Origin of the sequence: Chryseobacterium sp. MEBOG06, assembly GCF_021869765.1 — a bacterium.
In the GTDB taxonomy this organism is placed as follows: Bacteria; Bacteroidota; Bacteroidia; order Flavobacteriales; family Weeksellaceae; genus Chryseobacterium.
Map to the genome: position 1 here is coordinate 2,252,311 of NZ_CP084580.1, position 19,380 is coordinate 2,271,690.

Annotated in this window: 9 protein-coding genes; all 9 read left to right on the forward strand. The window is 39.8% G+C overall.

Annotation, left to right across the window (positions count from 1 at the left end; translation table 11 throughout):
- Positions 1 to 327 precede the first annotated feature (327 nt).
- The 9 genes from LF887_RS10315 to LF887_RS10355 all read left to right on the forward strand — a co-directional run bounded on the left by LF887_RS10315 (position 328) and on the right by LF887_RS10355 (position 19,354).
- Positions 328 to 1,878, forward strand: a complete 1,551-nt coding sequence (locus LF887_RS10315; protein WP_236859105.1) for an aldehyde dehydrogenase family protein — start codon at positions 328 to 330, stop codon at positions 1,876 to 1,878.
- Between the two features lie 116 nt (positions 1,879 to 1,994).
- Positions 1,995 to 3,320 carry an L-lysine 6-transaminase gene (gene lat / locus LF887_RS10320; RefSeq protein WP_236859106.1) on the forward strand — a complete coding sequence of 442 codons (1,326 nt, stop codon included), beginning with the start codon at positions 1,995 to 1,997 and terminating at the stop codon, positions 3,318 to 3,320.
- A 62-nt stretch (positions 3,321 to 3,382) separates the two neighbouring features.
- Positions 3,383 to 3,610 (forward strand): DUF2007 domain-containing protein, encoded by a 228-nt coding sequence (locus tag LF887_RS10325; protein WP_065394573.1) that lies wholly within the window; start codon positions 3,383 to 3,385, stop codon positions 3,608 to 3,610.
- A gap of 233 nt (positions 3,611 to 3,843) precedes the next feature.
- Entirely contained in the window at positions 3,844 to 4,356 is a 513-nt protein-coding gene (locus LF887_RS10330) for a GNAT family N-acetyltransferase (protein ID WP_236859107.1), read from the forward strand.
- A gap of 116 nt (positions 4,357 to 4,472) precedes the next feature.
- Entirely contained in the window at positions 4,473 to 4,928 is a 456-nt protein-coding gene (locus LF887_RS10335) for a transcriptional regulator (RefSeq protein WP_236859108.1), read from the forward strand.
- 1 nt (position 4,929) lies between these two features.
- Positions 4,930 to 6,114: an efflux RND transporter periplasmic adaptor subunit gene (locus tag LF887_RS10340; protein ID WP_236859109.1), complete on the forward strand. Its 1,185-nt coding sequence runs from the start codon at positions 4,930 to 4,932 to the stop codon at positions 6,112 to 6,114.
- Positions 6,114 to 9,260: an efflux RND transporter permease subunit gene (locus LF887_RS10345; RefSeq protein ID WP_236859110.1), complete on the forward strand. Its 3,147-nt coding sequence runs from the start codon at positions 6,114 to 6,116 to the stop codon at positions 9,258 to 9,260. The genes LF887_RS10340 and LF887_RS10345 overlap by 1 nt, the downstream gene beginning before the upstream one ends.
- 90 nt (positions 9,261 to 9,350) lie before the next feature.
- Positions 9,351 to 10,766 (forward strand): efflux transporter outer membrane subunit, encoded by a 1,416-nt coding sequence (locus tag LF887_RS10350; protein WP_236859111.1) that lies wholly within the window; start codon positions 9,351 to 9,353, stop codon positions 10,764 to 10,766.
- A 1,103-nt stretch (positions 10,767 to 11,869) separates the two neighbouring features.
- Positions 11,870 to 19,354: a SpvB/TcaC N-terminal domain-containing protein gene (locus tag LF887_RS10355; protein WP_236859112.1), complete on the forward strand. Its 7,485-nt coding sequence runs from the start codon at positions 11,870 to 11,872 to the stop codon at positions 19,352 to 19,354.
- The last annotated feature ends 26 nt before the right edge of the window (positions 19,355 to 19,380 follow it).

Consider the following 19,380-nt stretch of genomic DNA (forward strand, 5'->3'; position numbering starts at 1 on the left):
ACTTTAGTACAAAAGAAAGCAGAGAAATTTTTCTCTGCTTTTTTATTTTATACAACTCTGAAGGGTGTCTGCTCCAAAGTAGAATATTACGAGCCATATTAAGCCTTTAATCGTAAAGAAAGCTAATCCTGCCCATCCCACTCGCTTAAACCACTTTTTAAACTTTGAGTTATTTTCTTGTGAATTTTCCATTGGTCAATATCAAAAAGATTACACTGCAAAGATAAGCATGTTTATAATTAGTCCAAATAAAAAGCACGTTAAAAATTAAAGTTTTGAGGTTCGCATAATATTTTTATCTTTAGAGAGAACGAAAAGTAAGATTTTATGTCAAAAAAAGTAAAGGATTTCGGAATTGAGAAAACACTGAAAAACTTAGGTATTAAAGAAGAAAACAAAGGTACCTCAGCAGGCGGGAAATATTTCGCTTCGGGAAAGATGATAGAAAGCATCTCTCCTGTGGATGGAAAGCTGATCGCTAAAGTAAAAACTTCCGGAGAAAGTGATTATGACAAAGTAATTGAAACGGCTCAAAAAGCATTTCAGGAATTCAGGCTGATTCCGGCTCCCAAAAGAGGTGAGATCGTAAGACAGCTTGGGTTAAAACTAAGAGAATATAAGGATGACCTTGGAAAACTTGTTTCTTATGAAATGGGTAAATCATTACAGGAGGGGCTGGGTGAAGTTCAGGAGATGATTGATATCTGTGATTTTGCAGTGGGACTTTCCAGGCAGCTTCAGGGGTACACTATGCATTCAGAAAGACCGGGCCACAGAATGTACGAGCAGTATCATCCGCTTGGCGTAGTGGGAATCATTACTGCATTCAACTTTCCGGTAGCAGTTTGGTCATGGAACACCGCTTTAGCATGGATCTGTGGTAACGTTACCATCTGGAAGCCATCAGAAAAAACACCACTTTGTGCCATTGCATGTCAAAATATTATGACTGAAGTTTTAAAGGAAAATAATCTTCCTGAAGGAATTTCCAGTGTATTGGTATCTGACCATGAAATAGGACAAAAGCTGGTTGATGATAAAAGAGTAGCGCTGGTATCATTCACCGGTTCTACAAGAGTAGGAAGAATGGTTTCTTCTAAAGTTGCAGAAAGATTCGGAAAATCTATTCTTGAGTTGGGAGGAAACAATGCGATTATCATTACAAAAGAAGCTGATATCGACATGTCTATCATCGGAGCCGTATTCGGGGCCGTGGGAACTGCCGGACAGAGATGTACCTCAACCAGAAGGCTGATCATCCATGAAAGCGTTTATGAAGAAATAAAAACAAGATTGGTAAAAGCTTACGGACAGCTGAAAATAGGTAATCCATTGGACGAAACGAACCATGTAGGTCCTTTGATCGATGTAGATGCTGTAAACCAATATGCAGAAGCTATTAAAAAATGTAAAAAAGAAGGCGGAAAGTTCGCTGTTGAAGGTGGTGTTTTAAGCGGAAAAGAATATGAATCAGGCTGCTATGTAAAACCTTGCGTTGCAGAGGTGAAAAACTCTTACGAAATCGTACAACACGAAACTTTTGCACCCATTTTATATCTGATCAAATACAAAACGCTGGAAGAAGCTATTGCTATTCAGAATGATGTTCCGCAAGGACTTTCTTCTGCAATCATGACCCAGAATTTAAGAGAAGCCGAACTGTTCTTATCTCATGCAGGTTCAGACTGCGGTATTGCCAACGTCAATATCGGAACTTCCGGTGCTGAAATCGGTGGTGCTTTCGGTGGAGAAAAAGAAACCGGAGGAGGAAGAGAATCTGGATCAGACGCCTGGAAATACTATATGAGAAGACAAACCAATACTATAAATTATACAGCTCAACTTCCTTTAGCACAAGGGATTAAGTTTGATTTGTAAAAAAATTGGTTTAAGCATTCAAAAAAAAACAATAAAAATTAATAACCTGAATGATTAAATGGCTCATTCACCAGGCCGTTTAATCATTCGCTTATTAAATCACACAACAATTTATTATGGAACAAACATTAGATATAAAAGTAAATAAAGTAAAAGAAACAGTAGGAAAACACGTTTTGGCAGACGGTTTTGATTTCGTGATGGATATTGAAAAATCTCACGGATCATGGCTTTACGACAAACTTACTGATAGAGAATATCTGGATATGTTCTCTATGTTCGCATCTGCTTCCATTGGATACAATCACCCTTATCTTCTAGAAAGATCAGAATGGCTGGGAAGAATGGCAGTTAACAAACCCACTTTGGCAGACGTTTACTCAGAAGAATATGCTCATTTTTTAGAGGTATTTGAAAGAGTAGTTATCCCTGAAGAATTACAATATGCTTTCTTTATCGAAGGTGGAGCTCTGGGCGTTGAAAATGCAATGAAAGCATGCTTCGACTGGAAAACCCGCAAAAATTTTGAAAAAGGACTTCAGACAGAAGCCGGAATTTGTATTCACTTCAAACAGGCTTTCCATGGAAGAAGTGGATATACTTTAAGCCTTACCAATACTTCAGATCCAAGAAAATACCAGTATTTTCCCATGTTTGAATGGCCAAGAATTTTAAATCCAAAACTGACATTCCCTATCACAGAAGAAAATCTTGAAGAAACCATCAAGAATGAAAACCTTGCTCTATTACAGATTGAGGAAGCTATTTTGATGAACCCGGACAAGGTAGCGTGTATCATCATAGAACCTATTCAGGCAGAAGGAGGAGACAACCATTTCAGAGATGAATTTTTAGTGGGCCTAAGAAAAATCTGTGATGATAATGAAATCTTATTAATCTTCGACGAAGTGCAGACAGGGATTGCCATTACAGGAAAAATGTGGGCCTTCCAGCATTTCACTGCAAAGCCGGACATTATTTCGTTCGGTAAAAAAGCGCAGGTTTGCGGAGTGTTGGCCAACAAAGAAAAGTTTGACGAAGTTCCGAATAACGTGTTCAGAGAAAGCTCCAGGATCAACTCTACATTTGGAGGGAACTTTATAGATATGCTTCGTTTCCAGTTGGTAATGGAAGTCATTGAAAAAGAAAATCTTGTAGAAAATGCAAGAGTAGTAGGTAATTATCTGTTGGAAAGCCTTAAAGCTTTAGCTGAAAAATATCCTGAAAAAATTTCCAATGCAAGAGGAAGAGGTTTAATGTGTGCTATTGACCTTCCATCAGGAGCACAGAGAAACCTTCTGATGAATGAGCTTTTCAAGGATGGTTTGATCATTCTTCCATGTGGAGATCAGACCCTGCGTTTCAGACCCCACCTGAACGTTACCAAAGAAGAAATTCAATTGGCATTAGATAAGATTGAAGACAATATTAATAAAATTTAACCCGAAAAGATTTGTAATTCTCAACGAAATATTGTATTTTTAGATATTCAAACAATTAGAATATGGAAAGAAGCACGAGAGTATCGGTTTATGAAAGTGATAACCCTTCAGAAATTCAGTTGGTTAAGTCTAAATTGGATGATGCACAAATTACAAACACCGTTGAGAACAATTATCTTACATTCACTACCACACCTACAGCGACATCGCTGAAAGTAATGGTAGATCTGGAAGATGAAAAAAAAGCATTTGAAATTATAGATGCTTATCTTCAACAAAATGAAAATTAATAAAACAATTTCATAATTTTAAATTTTACTACTTCGAACCGAAAATTAATTTTAATTAGTTTTCGGTTTTTTTAATTAATCATATAATCTTAACAATTAAGAGATTAAAAAGATTAAATAAATAGAAGGGGCAGCACTTGCTTTTAATGATTCTGGTCTTTAGCAGGTTTCTGGCTTTGTGAATTTATCAATCTTTTAAACTCTTGATCAACTTTTTAGCACATAATAATAAAATGAATTCAGAAATCAAACTGAGAAAAACGGAAATTGAAGACAGAGACATTATTTGGGGAATTATCCAGCAGTCTATTGAAAGAAGAAGACAGGATGGAAGTACACAATGGCAGAATGGCTATCCTAACCTTGAGACAGTAGAAAGTGATATCGCTAAAGGATTCGGATATGTTCTTTGTGTAGATGACGAAATTGCAGTGTATGCAGCACTGATTTTAAATGACGAGCCGGCTTACAGCAAAATTGAAGGAACCTGGCTGAGCAACGGAGAATTTGTGGTGGTTCACAGAGTGGCTGTAGATGAGAAATTTGCAGGGCAGGGAATGGTGAAAAAACTTTTTGACCATATTGAAGACTTTACCAGATCCCATGGAATCCAGAGTGTAAAAGTAGATACTAATCATGATAATATGGCTATGCTCAAAATCCTTGAAGGTAAAGGATATTCCTATTGTGGAGAAGTTCTTCTGGCCGGGGGAATGAGGAAAGCTTTTGAGAAGATTATAATTTGAGCAAAAAGTTAAATCTATTCTCATTGAATTTTTAAAACACCCTGTATTTATAATCTCTATCAAGTTTGTTCGTTTGGTTCCGAACTAATATTTACATTTGCTGAAATTTTTATATTATGCACCAAAGTATAGAAGTTGATGAAAAAATATTTCAGGATGCTGTAAAATTCTATGGCACCATTTTCAACCTACCCCCATTAGCCTCGAAAATCTATTCCTACCTTCTTTTTGATTATGAGAAAGTAGGAATTACTTTTGATGAGTTTGTGGAAGTGCTTTCAGCAAGTAAAAGCTCTGTTTCTACAAGTATTTCGCTGTTACTTAATGCGGAACTTATTATAGATCACAACAAAATGGATGAGCGGAAACGGTATTTTTTCCTCAATGATGAATACAAGAAAATACGATTCGAGAAAATAGTTCAAAAAATGCAGGACGAATTAAAACTACTAGATGATTTAGACAACTTTAAAAAAAGTAAAGACGATGGATACAACGAAAGAATAGAACATTACAAAACACTCTTAAACAAAAACATAGAAAATATTCAGGAATCTCTTAATAAACTATAAAATGAATAATAAGCTAGTTATACTTTCTATTGCAGCGTTTTCACTGACTGCCTGCAAAAAAGAAGCTCCGAAACAGGATGGTGCAAAGCCATTTCCTGTGGTTTCTGTGGAGTCAAAAAATATAGTAGGTTATCAGACGTTTCCGGCTACCATCCAGGGCAGGGTAAACAATGATGTACGTGCAAAAATACAGGGGTATATTACTCAGGTATTGGTAGATGAAGGACAATATGTATCAAAAGGACAGCCCCTGTTCCGTCTGGAAACCAATATTCTGAATGAAAATGCAGCCGCTTCCAAGGCAGGTATTGGTGCCGCCGAGTCTACAATTGCCGCTGCTCAGGCTTCTGTAAATGCTGCTCAGGTTGAAGTAAACAAACTCAAACCTCTGGTTCAGAAAAATATTATCAGTAACGTACAGCTGCAGACTGCTCAGGCTAATCTTGCTCAGGCTCAGGCTCAGCTTCAACAGGCCAATGCAGCTAAAAGACAGGCAGAAGCCAATTATAAAGGGGTAGAAGCCAACATCGAATATTCTATTATCCGTGCCCCTATTTCAGGAGTGATCGGAAGACTTCCGTTAAAAGTAGGAAGTTTGGTTGGGCCGTCGGATCAGACTCCTTTGACAACCATTTCTGATACCTCTCAGATCTTTGCGTACTTCGCGATGAATGAAAAAGAGTATTTTAATTTCCTTGAAAAATCTCCGGGAGCTTCTATGCCTGAGAAGATCAAAAACTTACCAATGGTGGAGCTTCAGCTGGCCAATGGAAGCATGTATCCAGAAAAGGGCAGAATTGAAGCTATTACCGGGCAGATCGACCCTACCACAGGGACCATTCAGTTCAGAGTTGCCTTCTCCAACGCTCAGAAATTATTAAGCAATGGTAACAGTGGAACCATCAGATTCCCTCAGCATTATGATAATGTATTGGTAGTTCCTGAAAGCGCTACTTATGAGCAGCAAGGTATTGTTTACGTATACAAAGTAGAAAAAGATACGGCCAAGAATGTTGTGATTAATGTGATTGACAGAATTGATAATATGGCTCTTGTAAAATCTGGAGTTAACAAAGGTGAAGTCATCATTGCAGCTGGTATCGGAGGACTGAAACCGGGAACAGCAGTGAAGCCGAAGCCAATCAAAATGGATAGTCTTGTTCAATCAATAAAACCGAAATTCTAATGATAAAAAACTTTATTAACAGACCGGTTTTATCCACGGTAATCTCAATTTTGATTGTGATTCTCGGTGTGCTGGGACTGATCTCGTTACCGGTTACGCAGTATCCGGACATTGCACCTCCCACAGTAAGTGTTACAGCGAACTATACAGGGGCCAATGCGGAAACTGTAATGAAAAGTGTGGTAGTTCCTCTGGAAGAGCAGATCAACGGGGTGGAAGGAATGGATTATATCACTTCTTCTGCAGGAAATGACGGTTCTGCCCAAATCCAGGTTTTCTTCAAACAGGGAATTGACCCGGATATTGCAGCAGTAAACGTACAGAACCGTGTTGCCAGAGCAACGCCTCTGTTACCTTCTGAAGTAACACGTTCCGGTGTTGTAACTCAAAAACAACAGACCAGTGCCCTGATGTATATGTCGTTCTATTCCGAAAATAAGGACCTTGACGATGTGTATCTTCAGAACTTCTTAAATATCAACATTATTCCAAACCTGAAAAGGGTAAATGGAGTAGGAGATGCCAACGTTTTCGGAGGTAAAAACTACTCGATGAGAATCTGGCTGGATCCCGCAAAAATGGCCGCTTACGGAGTAACACCTACCGATGTTACCAATGCGATCAATGAGCAGAGTAGAGAAGCCGCTGCAGGTTCTATTGGCCAGAACAGCGGAAGTTCTTTTGAATATATCATTAAGTATGTAGGTAAATTCAACGACAAAGAGCAGTATGATAATATCATCATCAAATCTCTTGCAAACGGACAAAACCTGATGCTGAAAGATGTAGCCAAAGTGGAGCTGGCAGGTCAGTCATATACAGGAATCGGGGAGAACGGAAATTCACCCTCCATCAGTATGGGGATCTTCCAGACGCCAGGTTCCAATGCCCAGGAAATTATTAAAAATATCAAAACTTATCTGAAATCAGCAGAAAGTACTTTCCCTAAGGGAATCAAATATACATTCAACTTTGATACCAATGAATTCCTTGATGCTTCCATTGAAAAAGTGGTACATACCCTTATTGAAGCATTTATCCTGGTATTCATTGTAGTATATATATTCCTTCAGGATTTCAGATCTACACTGATTCCGGCCATTGCGGTTCCTGTATCTATTGTAGGAGCGTTTTTCTTCCTGAATCTTTTTGGATATTCATTAAACTTACTTACTTTATTTGCATTGGTACTTGCCATCGGGATTGTGGTGGATGATGCCATCGTCGTCGTCGAGGCCGTTCACGCTAAGATGGAGCATGGTATTTCAGATGCCAAAAAAGCAACTGTAGAAGCGATGGATGAGATTACAGGGGCTATTATTTCTATTACTTTGGTAATGGCTGCGGTATTTATCCCGGTGACGTTTATTACGGGTCCTACAGGGGTGTTCTACCAACAGTTTGGTATTACGCTGATTATAGCGATTATCATTTCTGCTATTAATGCATTAACGTTGAGCCCTGTTTTATGTTCATTATTCTTAAAACCTCACGAAGAGCATCATACAGAATATAAGAACTTAAACCTGCTACAGAAGTTTTTCTATAAATTTAATATCGCTTTTAAAACAACTACTGAACGTTACGGAAGAGGATTTGTATTCCTGTTAAGACATAAATGGGTAACCCTGATTATTTTCGCTGTTACCGGAGGGATCTTATTCTGGGCAAGCAGCAGTATGAAGAAAGGGTTTGTACCTACAGAAGACAGAGGGATTATCTTTACAGATGTTCAGCTTCCTCCGGGAGCTTCTATGGAAAGAACTTACAACACCTTGAAAACACTTCAGGCCAAAGCATTGAAAGTTCCGGGAGTACAGAACGTAACGATTTCTACAGGTAGAGGATTCTTATCCGGAAATGGGAGTAATAATGGTCTTGCCTTTATTAAACTAAAACCATTCGAAGAAAGGAAAAAAGATGGACAGACTTCTGATGATATTACCAAAAGATTATTTGGAATTGTAGGGGCCGTTCCTGATGCCAAAGTTGTATTCTTTCAGCCGCCAAGTGTACCGGGATTTGGTAACAGTGCTGGTTTTGAAATGGTATTGCTGGACAAATCAGGTGGAGAATATGCTGATCTGGATAATAAAACCAATGAGTTCATCGGTAAGCTGATGCAGAGACCGGAGATTCAGTTTGCTCAGACTTCATTCAATACAAAATATCCCCAGTATCAAATGGACATCAATGTTCCGTTAGCAAAGCAGCTTGGAGTTTCCGTAAGTGATATCCTTGCTACGATGCAGGGGTATATAGGAGGAATCTATACTGCTGACTTTACGAAATACGGAAAGCAGTTCAGAGTAATGGTTCAGGCTCTTCCGGATAATAGAAAAAGTATTGATAACCTGAACGAGCTTTATGTAAGAACGGGTTCAGGAGTAATGTCGCCGATCTCGCAGTTTGTAACCCTTACCAAAGCATACGGACCACAATCTGTAAGCCGTTATAACCTGTTTACCTCAGTGAAGGTAACGGGAGCAAACTCTGAAGGGTACAGTTCCGGGGATGCCATTACCGCTGTGCAGCAGGTAGCCAATGAAACCCTTAATCAAAACTACGCAGTAGAATTTACCGGGTTAACCAGAGAAGAATTAAATTCAGGATCTCAGACGCTTCTTATTTTTGGGCTTAGTTTGATCTTCGTTTATTTTATCCTTTCTGCACAGTATGAAAGTTATATTCTTCCGTTGATCGTTATTATCTCTCTTCCTCTTGGGGTAATGGGAGCTTACTTCGGACAGAAAATTATGGGATTGGAAAATAATATTTATTTCCAGATCGCCCTGATCATGCTTGTGGGACTACTGGCGAAAAATGCAATTCTTATTGTCGAATTTGCTGTTCAGAGAAGACATCATGGTGAAACGATTGTAATGTCAGCCATCAATGCCGCTAAAGCCAGAGTAAGACCTATTCTAATGACATCTTTCGCCTTTATCTTCGGTTTACTGCCGTTAGTTCTGGCAAGTGGAATCGGGGCAGTAGGTAACAGATCTATTGCTACGGGTGCCGCAATCGGGCTATTGATAGGAACTATTTTAGGGTTATTTGTAATTCCTGTTCTGTATGTGATCTTTGAAACACTACAGGAAAAAATTAAACCTATCAAAAAAGAAGAAATCAATTTAGCTGAATAAAAAATAATGATTCACATCTTAGAAGTTAGGCTTAGTTACCAAACTAAAACTAACTTCTAATTTCTGGATTCTAACTTCTAATTTTAAATAATGAAGAGTTTATTAAACATCATAAAAGGAATCACTTTTTCAGTTTTCATACTCGGAGCTATCTCGTCCTGTATGGCGAGAAAAGAATATGAAAGACCGAAAGACGTTGTGGACGAAAAGCTTTTCCGCACAGATATGCTTCCTTCTGACAGTACCAATATGGCTGATATCTCATGGAAAGAGATTTTTACCGATCCAATACTGCAGGGACATATTTCTAAAGCTTTAGACAACAACTTAGATATCAGAATTGCTCTGCAAAGTATCGGTTCCGCAGAAGCTTATCTTAAGCAAAGTAAAGCAGCCTATCAGCCTACACTTTCTATAGGACCTAATTATACATTCCAGACTCAGTCTATTAACACCCAGTTTGGGCAGATTATCGGATCGAGACGTTATGTGAACCAGTACGACATTACGGCGAGTATTGGATGGGAAGCAGATATCTGGGGTAAACTGAAAGCACAGGAAAAAGCACAGCTAGCCACTTATTTAGGGACAGTTGCAGCACACAAAGCAGTAAAAAGCAGCCTTGTTTCTTCTATTGCTTCGGCTTATTATCAGCTGTTGACATTTGACTCACAGAAGAAGATTATTTCAGAAACCATTGCCGTACGCGAGAAGAATCTGGAAACTACCAAAGCTTTAAAAATTTCAGGTACCGTTACAGAAGTAGCAGTACAGCAGAGTGCAGCACTTGTTTTCAATGCAAAATCTCTGCTGATTGACATTGATACCCAGATTCAATTGCTTGAAAATACAATGAGTCTTTTGATGGGGGAGCCGTCTCATGCTATTGAAAGATCTACATTAGAAAGTCAAAAACTTCCAATTGATTTGAAACTTGGTTACCCTGCGCAGTTATTAGCTAACCGTCCGGATGTAATGAGAGCAGAATATAATCTGATGAATACTTTTGAATTAACGAATGCTGCCAAGGCCCAGTTTTATCCGACCCTGAAACTTACTGGAAGTGGAGGATTACAGTCTGTAGATATTGATCACCTTTTCAGTGTGAATTCATTATTTGCCAATGTAGTGGCCGGATTAGCACAGCCTATTTTAAACAAAAGACAGATTAAGACGAACTATGATGTAAGTCTTGCTAATCAGGAAACAGCTTATTTAAACTTTAGAAAAACCGTTCTTACTGCTGGAAAAGAAGTTTCTGATGCCATCAGAGTATTCTCGGTACAGGATTCTTTTATTGAATTAAAAGAAAATGAACTGGATGCCTATAAAAAATCCGTTGACTATTCTCAGGAATTGGTAAACTATGGAATGGCAAACTATCTTGAAGTATTAAATGCAAGTGTTAACTCATTGAATGCAGAACTTAATATCTCCAATGCCCGATACAGCAAAATGAAAGCTGCTGTAGAGCTTTATCAGGCTTTAGGCGGTGGCTGGAAGTAAAAGTAATCTTATAAAATCATATAAACGTATGTCAGGAATGGCATACGTTTTTTTATTTCTGAATTGTAAGATTGTTAAAATATTGATGAAAATTATAATAGGTAGACCTTTTTATTGATTCTCATATTTATGGTAACTATTTTTTGTTAAATTATAATATGAAGATTTGTCTCTATATTTAACTCATAACTAAAACTAAATACCATGAAAAATTCAAAGAAGATTTCCAGAGAGAAATTAAAAGTGTGCAGGGAGGTGTGAAAACTTGTCCTCCGGGAATGCATTCCTATCATTATCCAGGTAGTCCGGTTCCTCAGTTTTATTGAGATACTAATACGCTTGAATGTCCGGATTTATAATAATAGGACTGTCTCAAAAGGACAGTCTTTTTTTATGCCCTGACATACCGTTGTCACTAACGTTTTTTTAAGTCTTCAAAAAGGGGAAGTCTTCAGAGCCACTAAAAAGTTACTGCATAAAACCTCTATCGAATATACTTGATGATTTTATTGATGGAAATTTAAATGAGGATGAAATTAATGAAGTCATAACGAGATTTGATAATATCCAAAAAGAGTATAAACACAAATAATCTCATAAAACGATCATAAAAACTACCTCCAGTTAACCACCCTGATCACTCTCCCCGTTCCGGAACCCATGGAGCTTATATATTGCTAAATAGAGAAAACAATAAAACTACACCATAAAAAACAGGGAAGCTGAAAACTGTTCAGAGATGGTGAACCGTGGATTATAGCCTAACGCCAGAAAACCAATTCAGATATTAATGTTCCTTTATTGCAGAAAGTATCTACTGTTTTTCTATTTCAATTAGTATGAGTTGTTACAGATATTTCTTCGCAAATAGGTATTTATACATAATTGTAAATTAGGTATATATACGCTATTTAATGCTTTTGTTTGTGCATATCTTTAAGGTATATAATTGTTTATGAAATTATTTTGTTTGCAACCCAATATACAGGTCTAACTTACTTGATCACAAGGAAGAAAATGTAAACTTTTTGTTTGGGTTCTATTTGTTTTAAGTCATTCTGCATTTAAACATTTTTTAATTGCAATCAGTCAAAATGATAGCTATGGAAAAAGTATCGATCTCTGGTACTTCTCTGCCTGGTGGAGGAGGAGCAATAAAAGGAATAGGTGAAACATTTCAACCCAATTCATTTTCAGGAACCGCAGCCTATACAATCCCGGTTCCCATAACGGCTGGTCGCGGGTTAGCGCCGTCCCTTTCGTTGGCCTACAATTCCGGATCGGGTAACAGTATCTTTGGTGTAGGGTGGGATGTCGAAATCCCCGAATTTACAATTCGAACCGAAAAGGGAATCCCCAAATATGACGGAACCGATATTTTTCTCTTTTCCGGAAAAGAACTGGTACCTAGAGAAAATGCGACCCGCACTGAAACCGATCAACAAGGTGATATATGGAGTATTTGTATTTATTTTCCACGTGTGGAAGATGATTATTCCCGTATCGAATACCATAAAAACCAAACCACCGGTGAGAGCTTCTGGCGTACATTTGCAACCAATAATACGGTATCGGAATATGGATCGGTTCCCGAGGCGCGTGTTGCCGATCCCGATGATGCGGCCCGGATCTTTAGTTGGCAAATCGTTTCGATAACCGATCCCAAAGGAAATAAAGTTCAGTTTCGATATCAACGGGAAAACGATCTGGAAACCGGAATTTTAAATCGAGGTGCCTTTACACGAAATTATATTGACCGTATTTTTTACGGCAATTATTACAATACTACCAAAGAAGAAAAATTTGCCTTCGAAGTTATTTTTGACTATGGATCGCATGAACTGGATAATTTAACAACAGCTGCGGCCGACCCTTATGCTGAGGTACGTCCGTGGGCATGCCGACCGGATCCGTTTTCTTCGTTTAGAAGTGGCTTCGAATTGCGTACTTATCGAAGGTGCCAAAATATATTGTTGTTTCATCATTTTGAAAACGAAAACAACGGAAATCCTTTTCTGGTAAACCGTTTGCAACTTACCTATTATGATACAACGGATTATAGTAAGGTACCGGATCAGACCGCAGTAATTTCCTGCCTGAAAAAGGTAACCATTACCGGATGCAGAATTCAAAGTGACGGCAGTTACGAATTATTAGCAAAACCTGATCTGGAGCTTACTTTTTCGGTATTTGATGTGGCACCAACTGCAACGTTTAGTACATTAACTGTTGCAGATAATGGGACTATTCCCGGAAAACTCGATACAGGCGATTTCCTTCCGGTTGATTTAAATGGCGCCGGATTACCCGGCATTTTATATACCTGCGATAGCGGATCGTTTTATTACAATCCGAAAGGAAGCGGCCATTATTCAGAACCGGAACTCGTACCGGATTTTGCTGTAGGTGATTCGGGTGTCATTACCGATTTACAGGGTAATGGAATTAAAGACCTGATGGTAAGCAGTCCACCCGGATATTATCCCAATACAGGACAAGGATGGGAACCGTTCCAACCTTTTGAACAATATCCAAGTGCATTGGCCGGAACGGAATCTGTGGATTTGAGTGGGAATGGTAAATCGGATTTTTTAGTGGCTTCGGACGATTATCTGACAGTTTATCCCGGGTTGGGAAACTTTGGATATGGCGAACCGCAACAAGTACCGGCGCCGAAAGGGTTCCCGTTACAAAGTCAGAATTCCGGAAAAACATCGGTCTCTTTTGCTGATTTGTTTGGTGACGGATTACAGCATCGGGTTGCCGTGGCAAACGGAACGGTTTATTGTTGGCCTAACTTAGGATACGGCCGGTTTGGGCAACGTATCCAATTAATAAATGCACCATATTTTGAAGCCGGTTTTGATGCTTCCCGATTCTATTTTGCCGATCTGAATGGCACTGGTACTATGGATATTGTATATGCATTAGGCAATACGGTTCAGGTATTTCTCAATAAAAGCGGAAATAGTTTTTCGGACGCAATTACTATTACTTTACCGGAATCGTTCGATCCGTTAGATAGCCTTCATTTTGCCGATATCCTGGGAACAGGAACGAGTTGCCTTATTTTTTCGAAACTAACCGATACGCCAAGGCATTATTACCTGAATTTTTCGGGAGTCGATCCGCAGGATATCGCTATGGTAACACTAAAACCCTATTTGCTTACCGAAACCAATAACAATACCGGTAGCCGAATGGCTTTGCATTATTCCAGTTCGGTACGCTTTTATCTGGAAGATGAACAAGCCGGAGAACCTTGGAAAACACGGTTGTTTTTCCCGGTTCAGGTTATCGACCGCATTACGCAGACGGATGCTGCTTCGCAATCGTGCTACGTTCAGGAGTTTGGTTATCACGACGGATATTATGATCCTGTGGAAAGAAGTTTCCGCGGATTTGGTTTTGTAGAAACATGGGATACACAAACCTACGAAACGTTTACCGCGACCATCCAAAATCAGGAATTCCCAGTAAACGAGATCAATAAAGAATTATTTGTCCCTCCGGTATACACCAAAAAATGGTTTAACACCGGAGTGTTTGAAAGTTATGACGCATTACAGGAGCAATACCGGGCCGATTTCTTTAAGGGAGATGCTAATGCCTACGATTTTCCGGACAATGTGTTCGCTGCCGATATTTATGCCGCCAATGGCAAAACGTTTCGGGAAGCTTTTGTAGCCTTAAACGGAAGCCGTATCCGGACGGAAGTTTACGGATTAGATAATCAACCCGAATCGAGTGTGCCTTATGCAGTCGAACAAGCTAATTATGGCGTGGCTTTGGTTCAGCCGGCATCCGATGAAGAGCATGCTGTTTTCCGTGTCGATCCACGGGAACATATTGCTTATCATTATGAACGTAACGCAAACGATCCGCGGGTAGAACAGCAATTTACACTTGAAGTAGATCCTCAAAGTGGTACAGTAAAACGCGCCTGTGCTGTTTATCTGCCGCGCCGTACACCATCAACTAATGGTGTTTCATTATATCCGGAACAACAACAACTCTTGGCGACTTTTACAACGACTGATGTGATCAATACCGACGAAAACGAAATGTATTGGATGGGAATCGTAGGCCAGGAGCAGGCGTTTCAATTGTCGGGCTTTGCTCTGGAAACGGGTAAAGAATACATAGATTTCGATTACTGTAATCACCTCATAGAAGAGGCGCTACAAAATATCATTCCTTATGGAGTATCACCCGCAGAAGCGGTTGCGGCTTTACAGTTTTCCTGGACCCGCAATTATTTCTGGAATGAAACACAAGATAATTTTTTACCATTACTCACAATCTCCTCACGGGGATTACAGGCGTATACTGCCACAGCACAGTTTACCCAAAATTATATCGATTCGGCCTATAAGGGAAAATTAACGAATGATGTTGTTACCAATGCCGGATTTGTTTTCGATAAAGAAACGGGCTATTGGTGGAACAACGGAACAGTACAAACTTATTTTAAAGTCGATACTCCGGAGTTGTTTTTCTTGCCTAATGAAGTGATCAACCCTTTTGTTGCAGCCGATTCAGAATTGTCGGTTTGCGGGAAGATGGGCTACGATTCACCATATAATATTCAGGTGGTGGAATTAATAGAATATATTGATACTGATACCGACATCAAAAACACACAACTACTCACACTAGATTATCATACCTGTACACCCAAACAGTTGGTGGATATTAATGGTAATGTATCGCAGGTACTTTACGACCCGTTAGGACAAGTGCGTGTTTCGTCTCTATTCGGAATTAAAAATGGCGATTTGGAAGGCAGCATGCTCCTGTATCCGTACGGCGGTTTTCCGGCAGAATATCAGACACGAACCACAGCACCGGATGGAACACCAATCACAATACAATCGGTTTTAGACCAACAGGACTACTATATACAAGGTGCTTTGACTTACTTTTTCTACGACGAGCATAACTGGCCCGATCGTAAACAACCGTTGGCGGCTATATCTCTATCGGCAACCAATTTTATTCATAAAGGTGCAGAAAATTCAGAGTGTCGCATCCGGATTGAGTTTTCAGATGGTTTTGGCCGGATTATCGAACAAAAAGAATTAGTGGATCCGGGATTGGCTTATGTCGACAATAAACTGGTTGAGGTCGAAGAACGCTGGAATACGTCCGGCAGAACCGTATACAATAATAAAGGACTAGTAGCACAACAATACCTGCCTTTTTTTAGTGCAACATCCGATTACGAAAATCAACAGACATTGATTAATGAAGGGAATATGCCGCCCCCTTCGGTAATGCATTATGACCCTCTCGGTCGGTTAATTCGTACCGACGACCCGAAAGGCTTTTTTTCACAAATCACTTTTACCGCCTGGGAACAAAAAACCTACGATGCAAACGATACGGTATTGGATTCGGATTACTATAAAACGTTTATGGCTAATTATCCTGCCAATCCGAATCAGGAACAGCAGGATGAAAAAAATGCTTTAGATAAGGCGGCCAAATGTTATAATACCCCCACAACCGAGGTTTTCGACAATACCGGAACGCAGTTTTTGCTTCAAACAAACAATCTGGGAAAAGTTACTGCGGCTACATTCGACGCTATTGTTAACGGCTCCGGCAGTACGGGTGCCGAAATTTTACAGGCTTTGGTGACCGCCGGTTATATTACTGCCGAAGGATGGCTTACCCTGATTTTTACGCCGTATCAACCCGGATTTGAATTGCAGCTGGCTCCGAAATTCGATAGTATAAAGGAACAGATAACCCTAATCTTGTTGCAAGGCGTATTAACATCTTATTCCGAAACCGATATACAAAGCCGGGTGTTGCTGCAAATAGATCCACGTTTGTATTACACGAATGCGACTACGGGTGCCAATTATATTAATCAGCGCAACACCTATCAGATGAACGAAACAAGTGCGCTGATCACAGAAAGTGCAGATGCCGGAATGGAGTTTCATTTTAACAATATCATGGGGTTGTTATGTTGGTCGTGGACACCAAGAATGTATAACCAACGCATTACTTACGATCGTTTACAACGTCAGAAAACGCTACGGGTTAAGCGATATGTTGATGGCGATCCGATTGTTCCGGTCGATCAATATCCTTTAGTAGAAGTGTGTACTTATGGCGAAGAAATTCAGGATGCCGCCTCGTTAAACCTCCGCGGAAAATTGTACGAACAAAAAGATTTATCGGGAATTGTAACATTTAACAGGTATGCACTTACCGGGCAATCGATTTCGAAAAGCCGCCAGATGACTACCGTTTACAAAGATGCCATCGATTGGAACGATCCGGCAAAGGTTCCGTTAGATCCAAACACTTTATCACTTGAACAAATCTATAATGCTGTAGGCGATTTACTAACCGAAACAACTGCCGACGGTACTGTAACACAACGCAGTTATTCAAAATCGGGCTTACTGGCAACGATCGATCTGAAATTACCGGACGGAAAATCAAAACCGGTTATCCTCCGAATTGAATATAACGCTTCAAACCAAAGAAACCGGATTGTTTTTGCCAACAATTCATCGACGGTTTGTACTTACGAAGCGACCACACAGCGATTGAGCACCCTTAAAAATACCCGATTGGTAACTTTGGGTGAAAATCCGCTGTTGCAAAACATAACCTATGTATACGATCCGGTGGGTAATATCATAAGATTACGGGATTTAAGTAGGGATACTATTTTTTATAACAATCAGAAGGTGGTGCCGCTATCGGATTATACCTACGATATTTTATACCGCTTGTTGGCGGCAAACGGCTATCAGCATCCCGGAATATTAGCCAACACCTATCAGAATAATGTGGTGAACAACGATTTTAAACAAAGTAAATTTTCGGTTGCACCCTCTGATTATGACAAACTGGAAAACTATAGTGAAAGCTATACCTACGATAATTCCGGAAACCTGACTCAGTTAAAACATATTGCCAAATCGGCCTCCTGGACCCGCGATTTACCGGTTGAGGTGAATTCCAATCGTTTAACCGGTATTACGTACGATGACTCCGGGAATTTGCGTCAGGTTATGATCAATAAACCCGTGGCGCTGGATTATAACTGTTGCGAAAATCTGGTGCGCGCCGCTATTATTACCCGTCCGGAAGAAGAAGATGATGCCGATTATTATGTATACGACAGTGCAGAACAACGCACCAGAAAAGTGAGCGAAAGAATGGCAAACGGCGGTACTGTAAACATGATAGAAAGTACGGTATACTTTGGCAACTACGTCTTAAAACAACAGCAAACGGTTACCAATAATAATACTACCACCACTTTAGAACGCGAAACCTTACGCATTATGGATGGCGAAACCTGTTTATTGATTATGCACTACTGGAAGCTTGACGACAATAAAAAGGAAAAACAAACCGGCGACCGCTCATTCCGATGGCAGCTTTGTACCAAACTGGATTCCGTAGCAGTTGAAGTCGACGATCAGGCACTGCTGATTAGTTACGAAGAATATTTCCCGTATGGCGGAACGTCTATTATTGCAGGTCCGAATCAGCAGGAAGTGAGTCTTAAAAATTATCGGTATTCAGGAAAAGAACGGGACGATACTACCGGATTATATTACTACGGACATCGCTACTATGTTCCCTGGCTGATGCGCTGGAATAAACCCGATCCGGCCGGTGGCGTCGATGGTCTCAATTTATATGCTTTTTGTATCGGTAATCCGGTTAGCATGAAAGATGCCGATGGACTAAGTGCAGGTAGTAAGGGAGGAGACGCAAAAAAAACAAAGAGAAAAAAGGTTTCCGTATTAAGCGACAGCTCGGGAACCGATGCAGATGATGAATCTGATGGTGGAACGTCACCTAAAAAAGCCAGATTACTGAGTGCCTCCAAAAAGATTCGTAAAGAAAAAAGTCAAGGGCTGAAAGAGAAAATATCTTCTCGGCATGGTAGCAAAATGAAATTAGCCAAACGTGTCCATCAGTCCAATTTATTTACCGGAGTAACCGAGGAGATTGTCGCTCCTAATAAAGGGATGAGCCCCGAACGGTTACTGGTTCGTCATTTATCGACGGCTCTTTTGGCTCAGAACGAGGCGTTTACCGAAGTGCAGGCAGCAATCAATCATACTGAAAAAACGATTTATGTAGCCAGTAACAAAAAGCAAAATGAACTCAGTACATTATTGTCAGACACCCTTAAAAATTTTACCGTTCCGGATAAAAAAAACTATTCAGGACGTGTAGCCCGACATCTGGGTAAACTGGAAACCGAGATCAACGGAGCGTATCAAGATTATAAACTGGAATTTGTTAAAGGACACGAAGAACAACATGCCGAAACCAAAATTGTGGAAGCCGGAAAACAATTCAATTATATCGGCGGTACACGTCGACCTTGTCTGGCTTGCAGCTTGTTTTTCCAAATTCATAGTATTGCTACCACATCCTATGGTCAGCACCCTGGTGCTTATTGGGATTCTGTAGCGGCACTTCTTTCGTTGAGCCCTTATCAGGAACACCTGAGTATGACTACCTATGCAGGAATATATTATAAAAATTTCGGGTTATCTGCCAGTCAGGTACACGATTACGATACCGATAGTGAATAATGATATTAAAAAACAGTAAACCCACT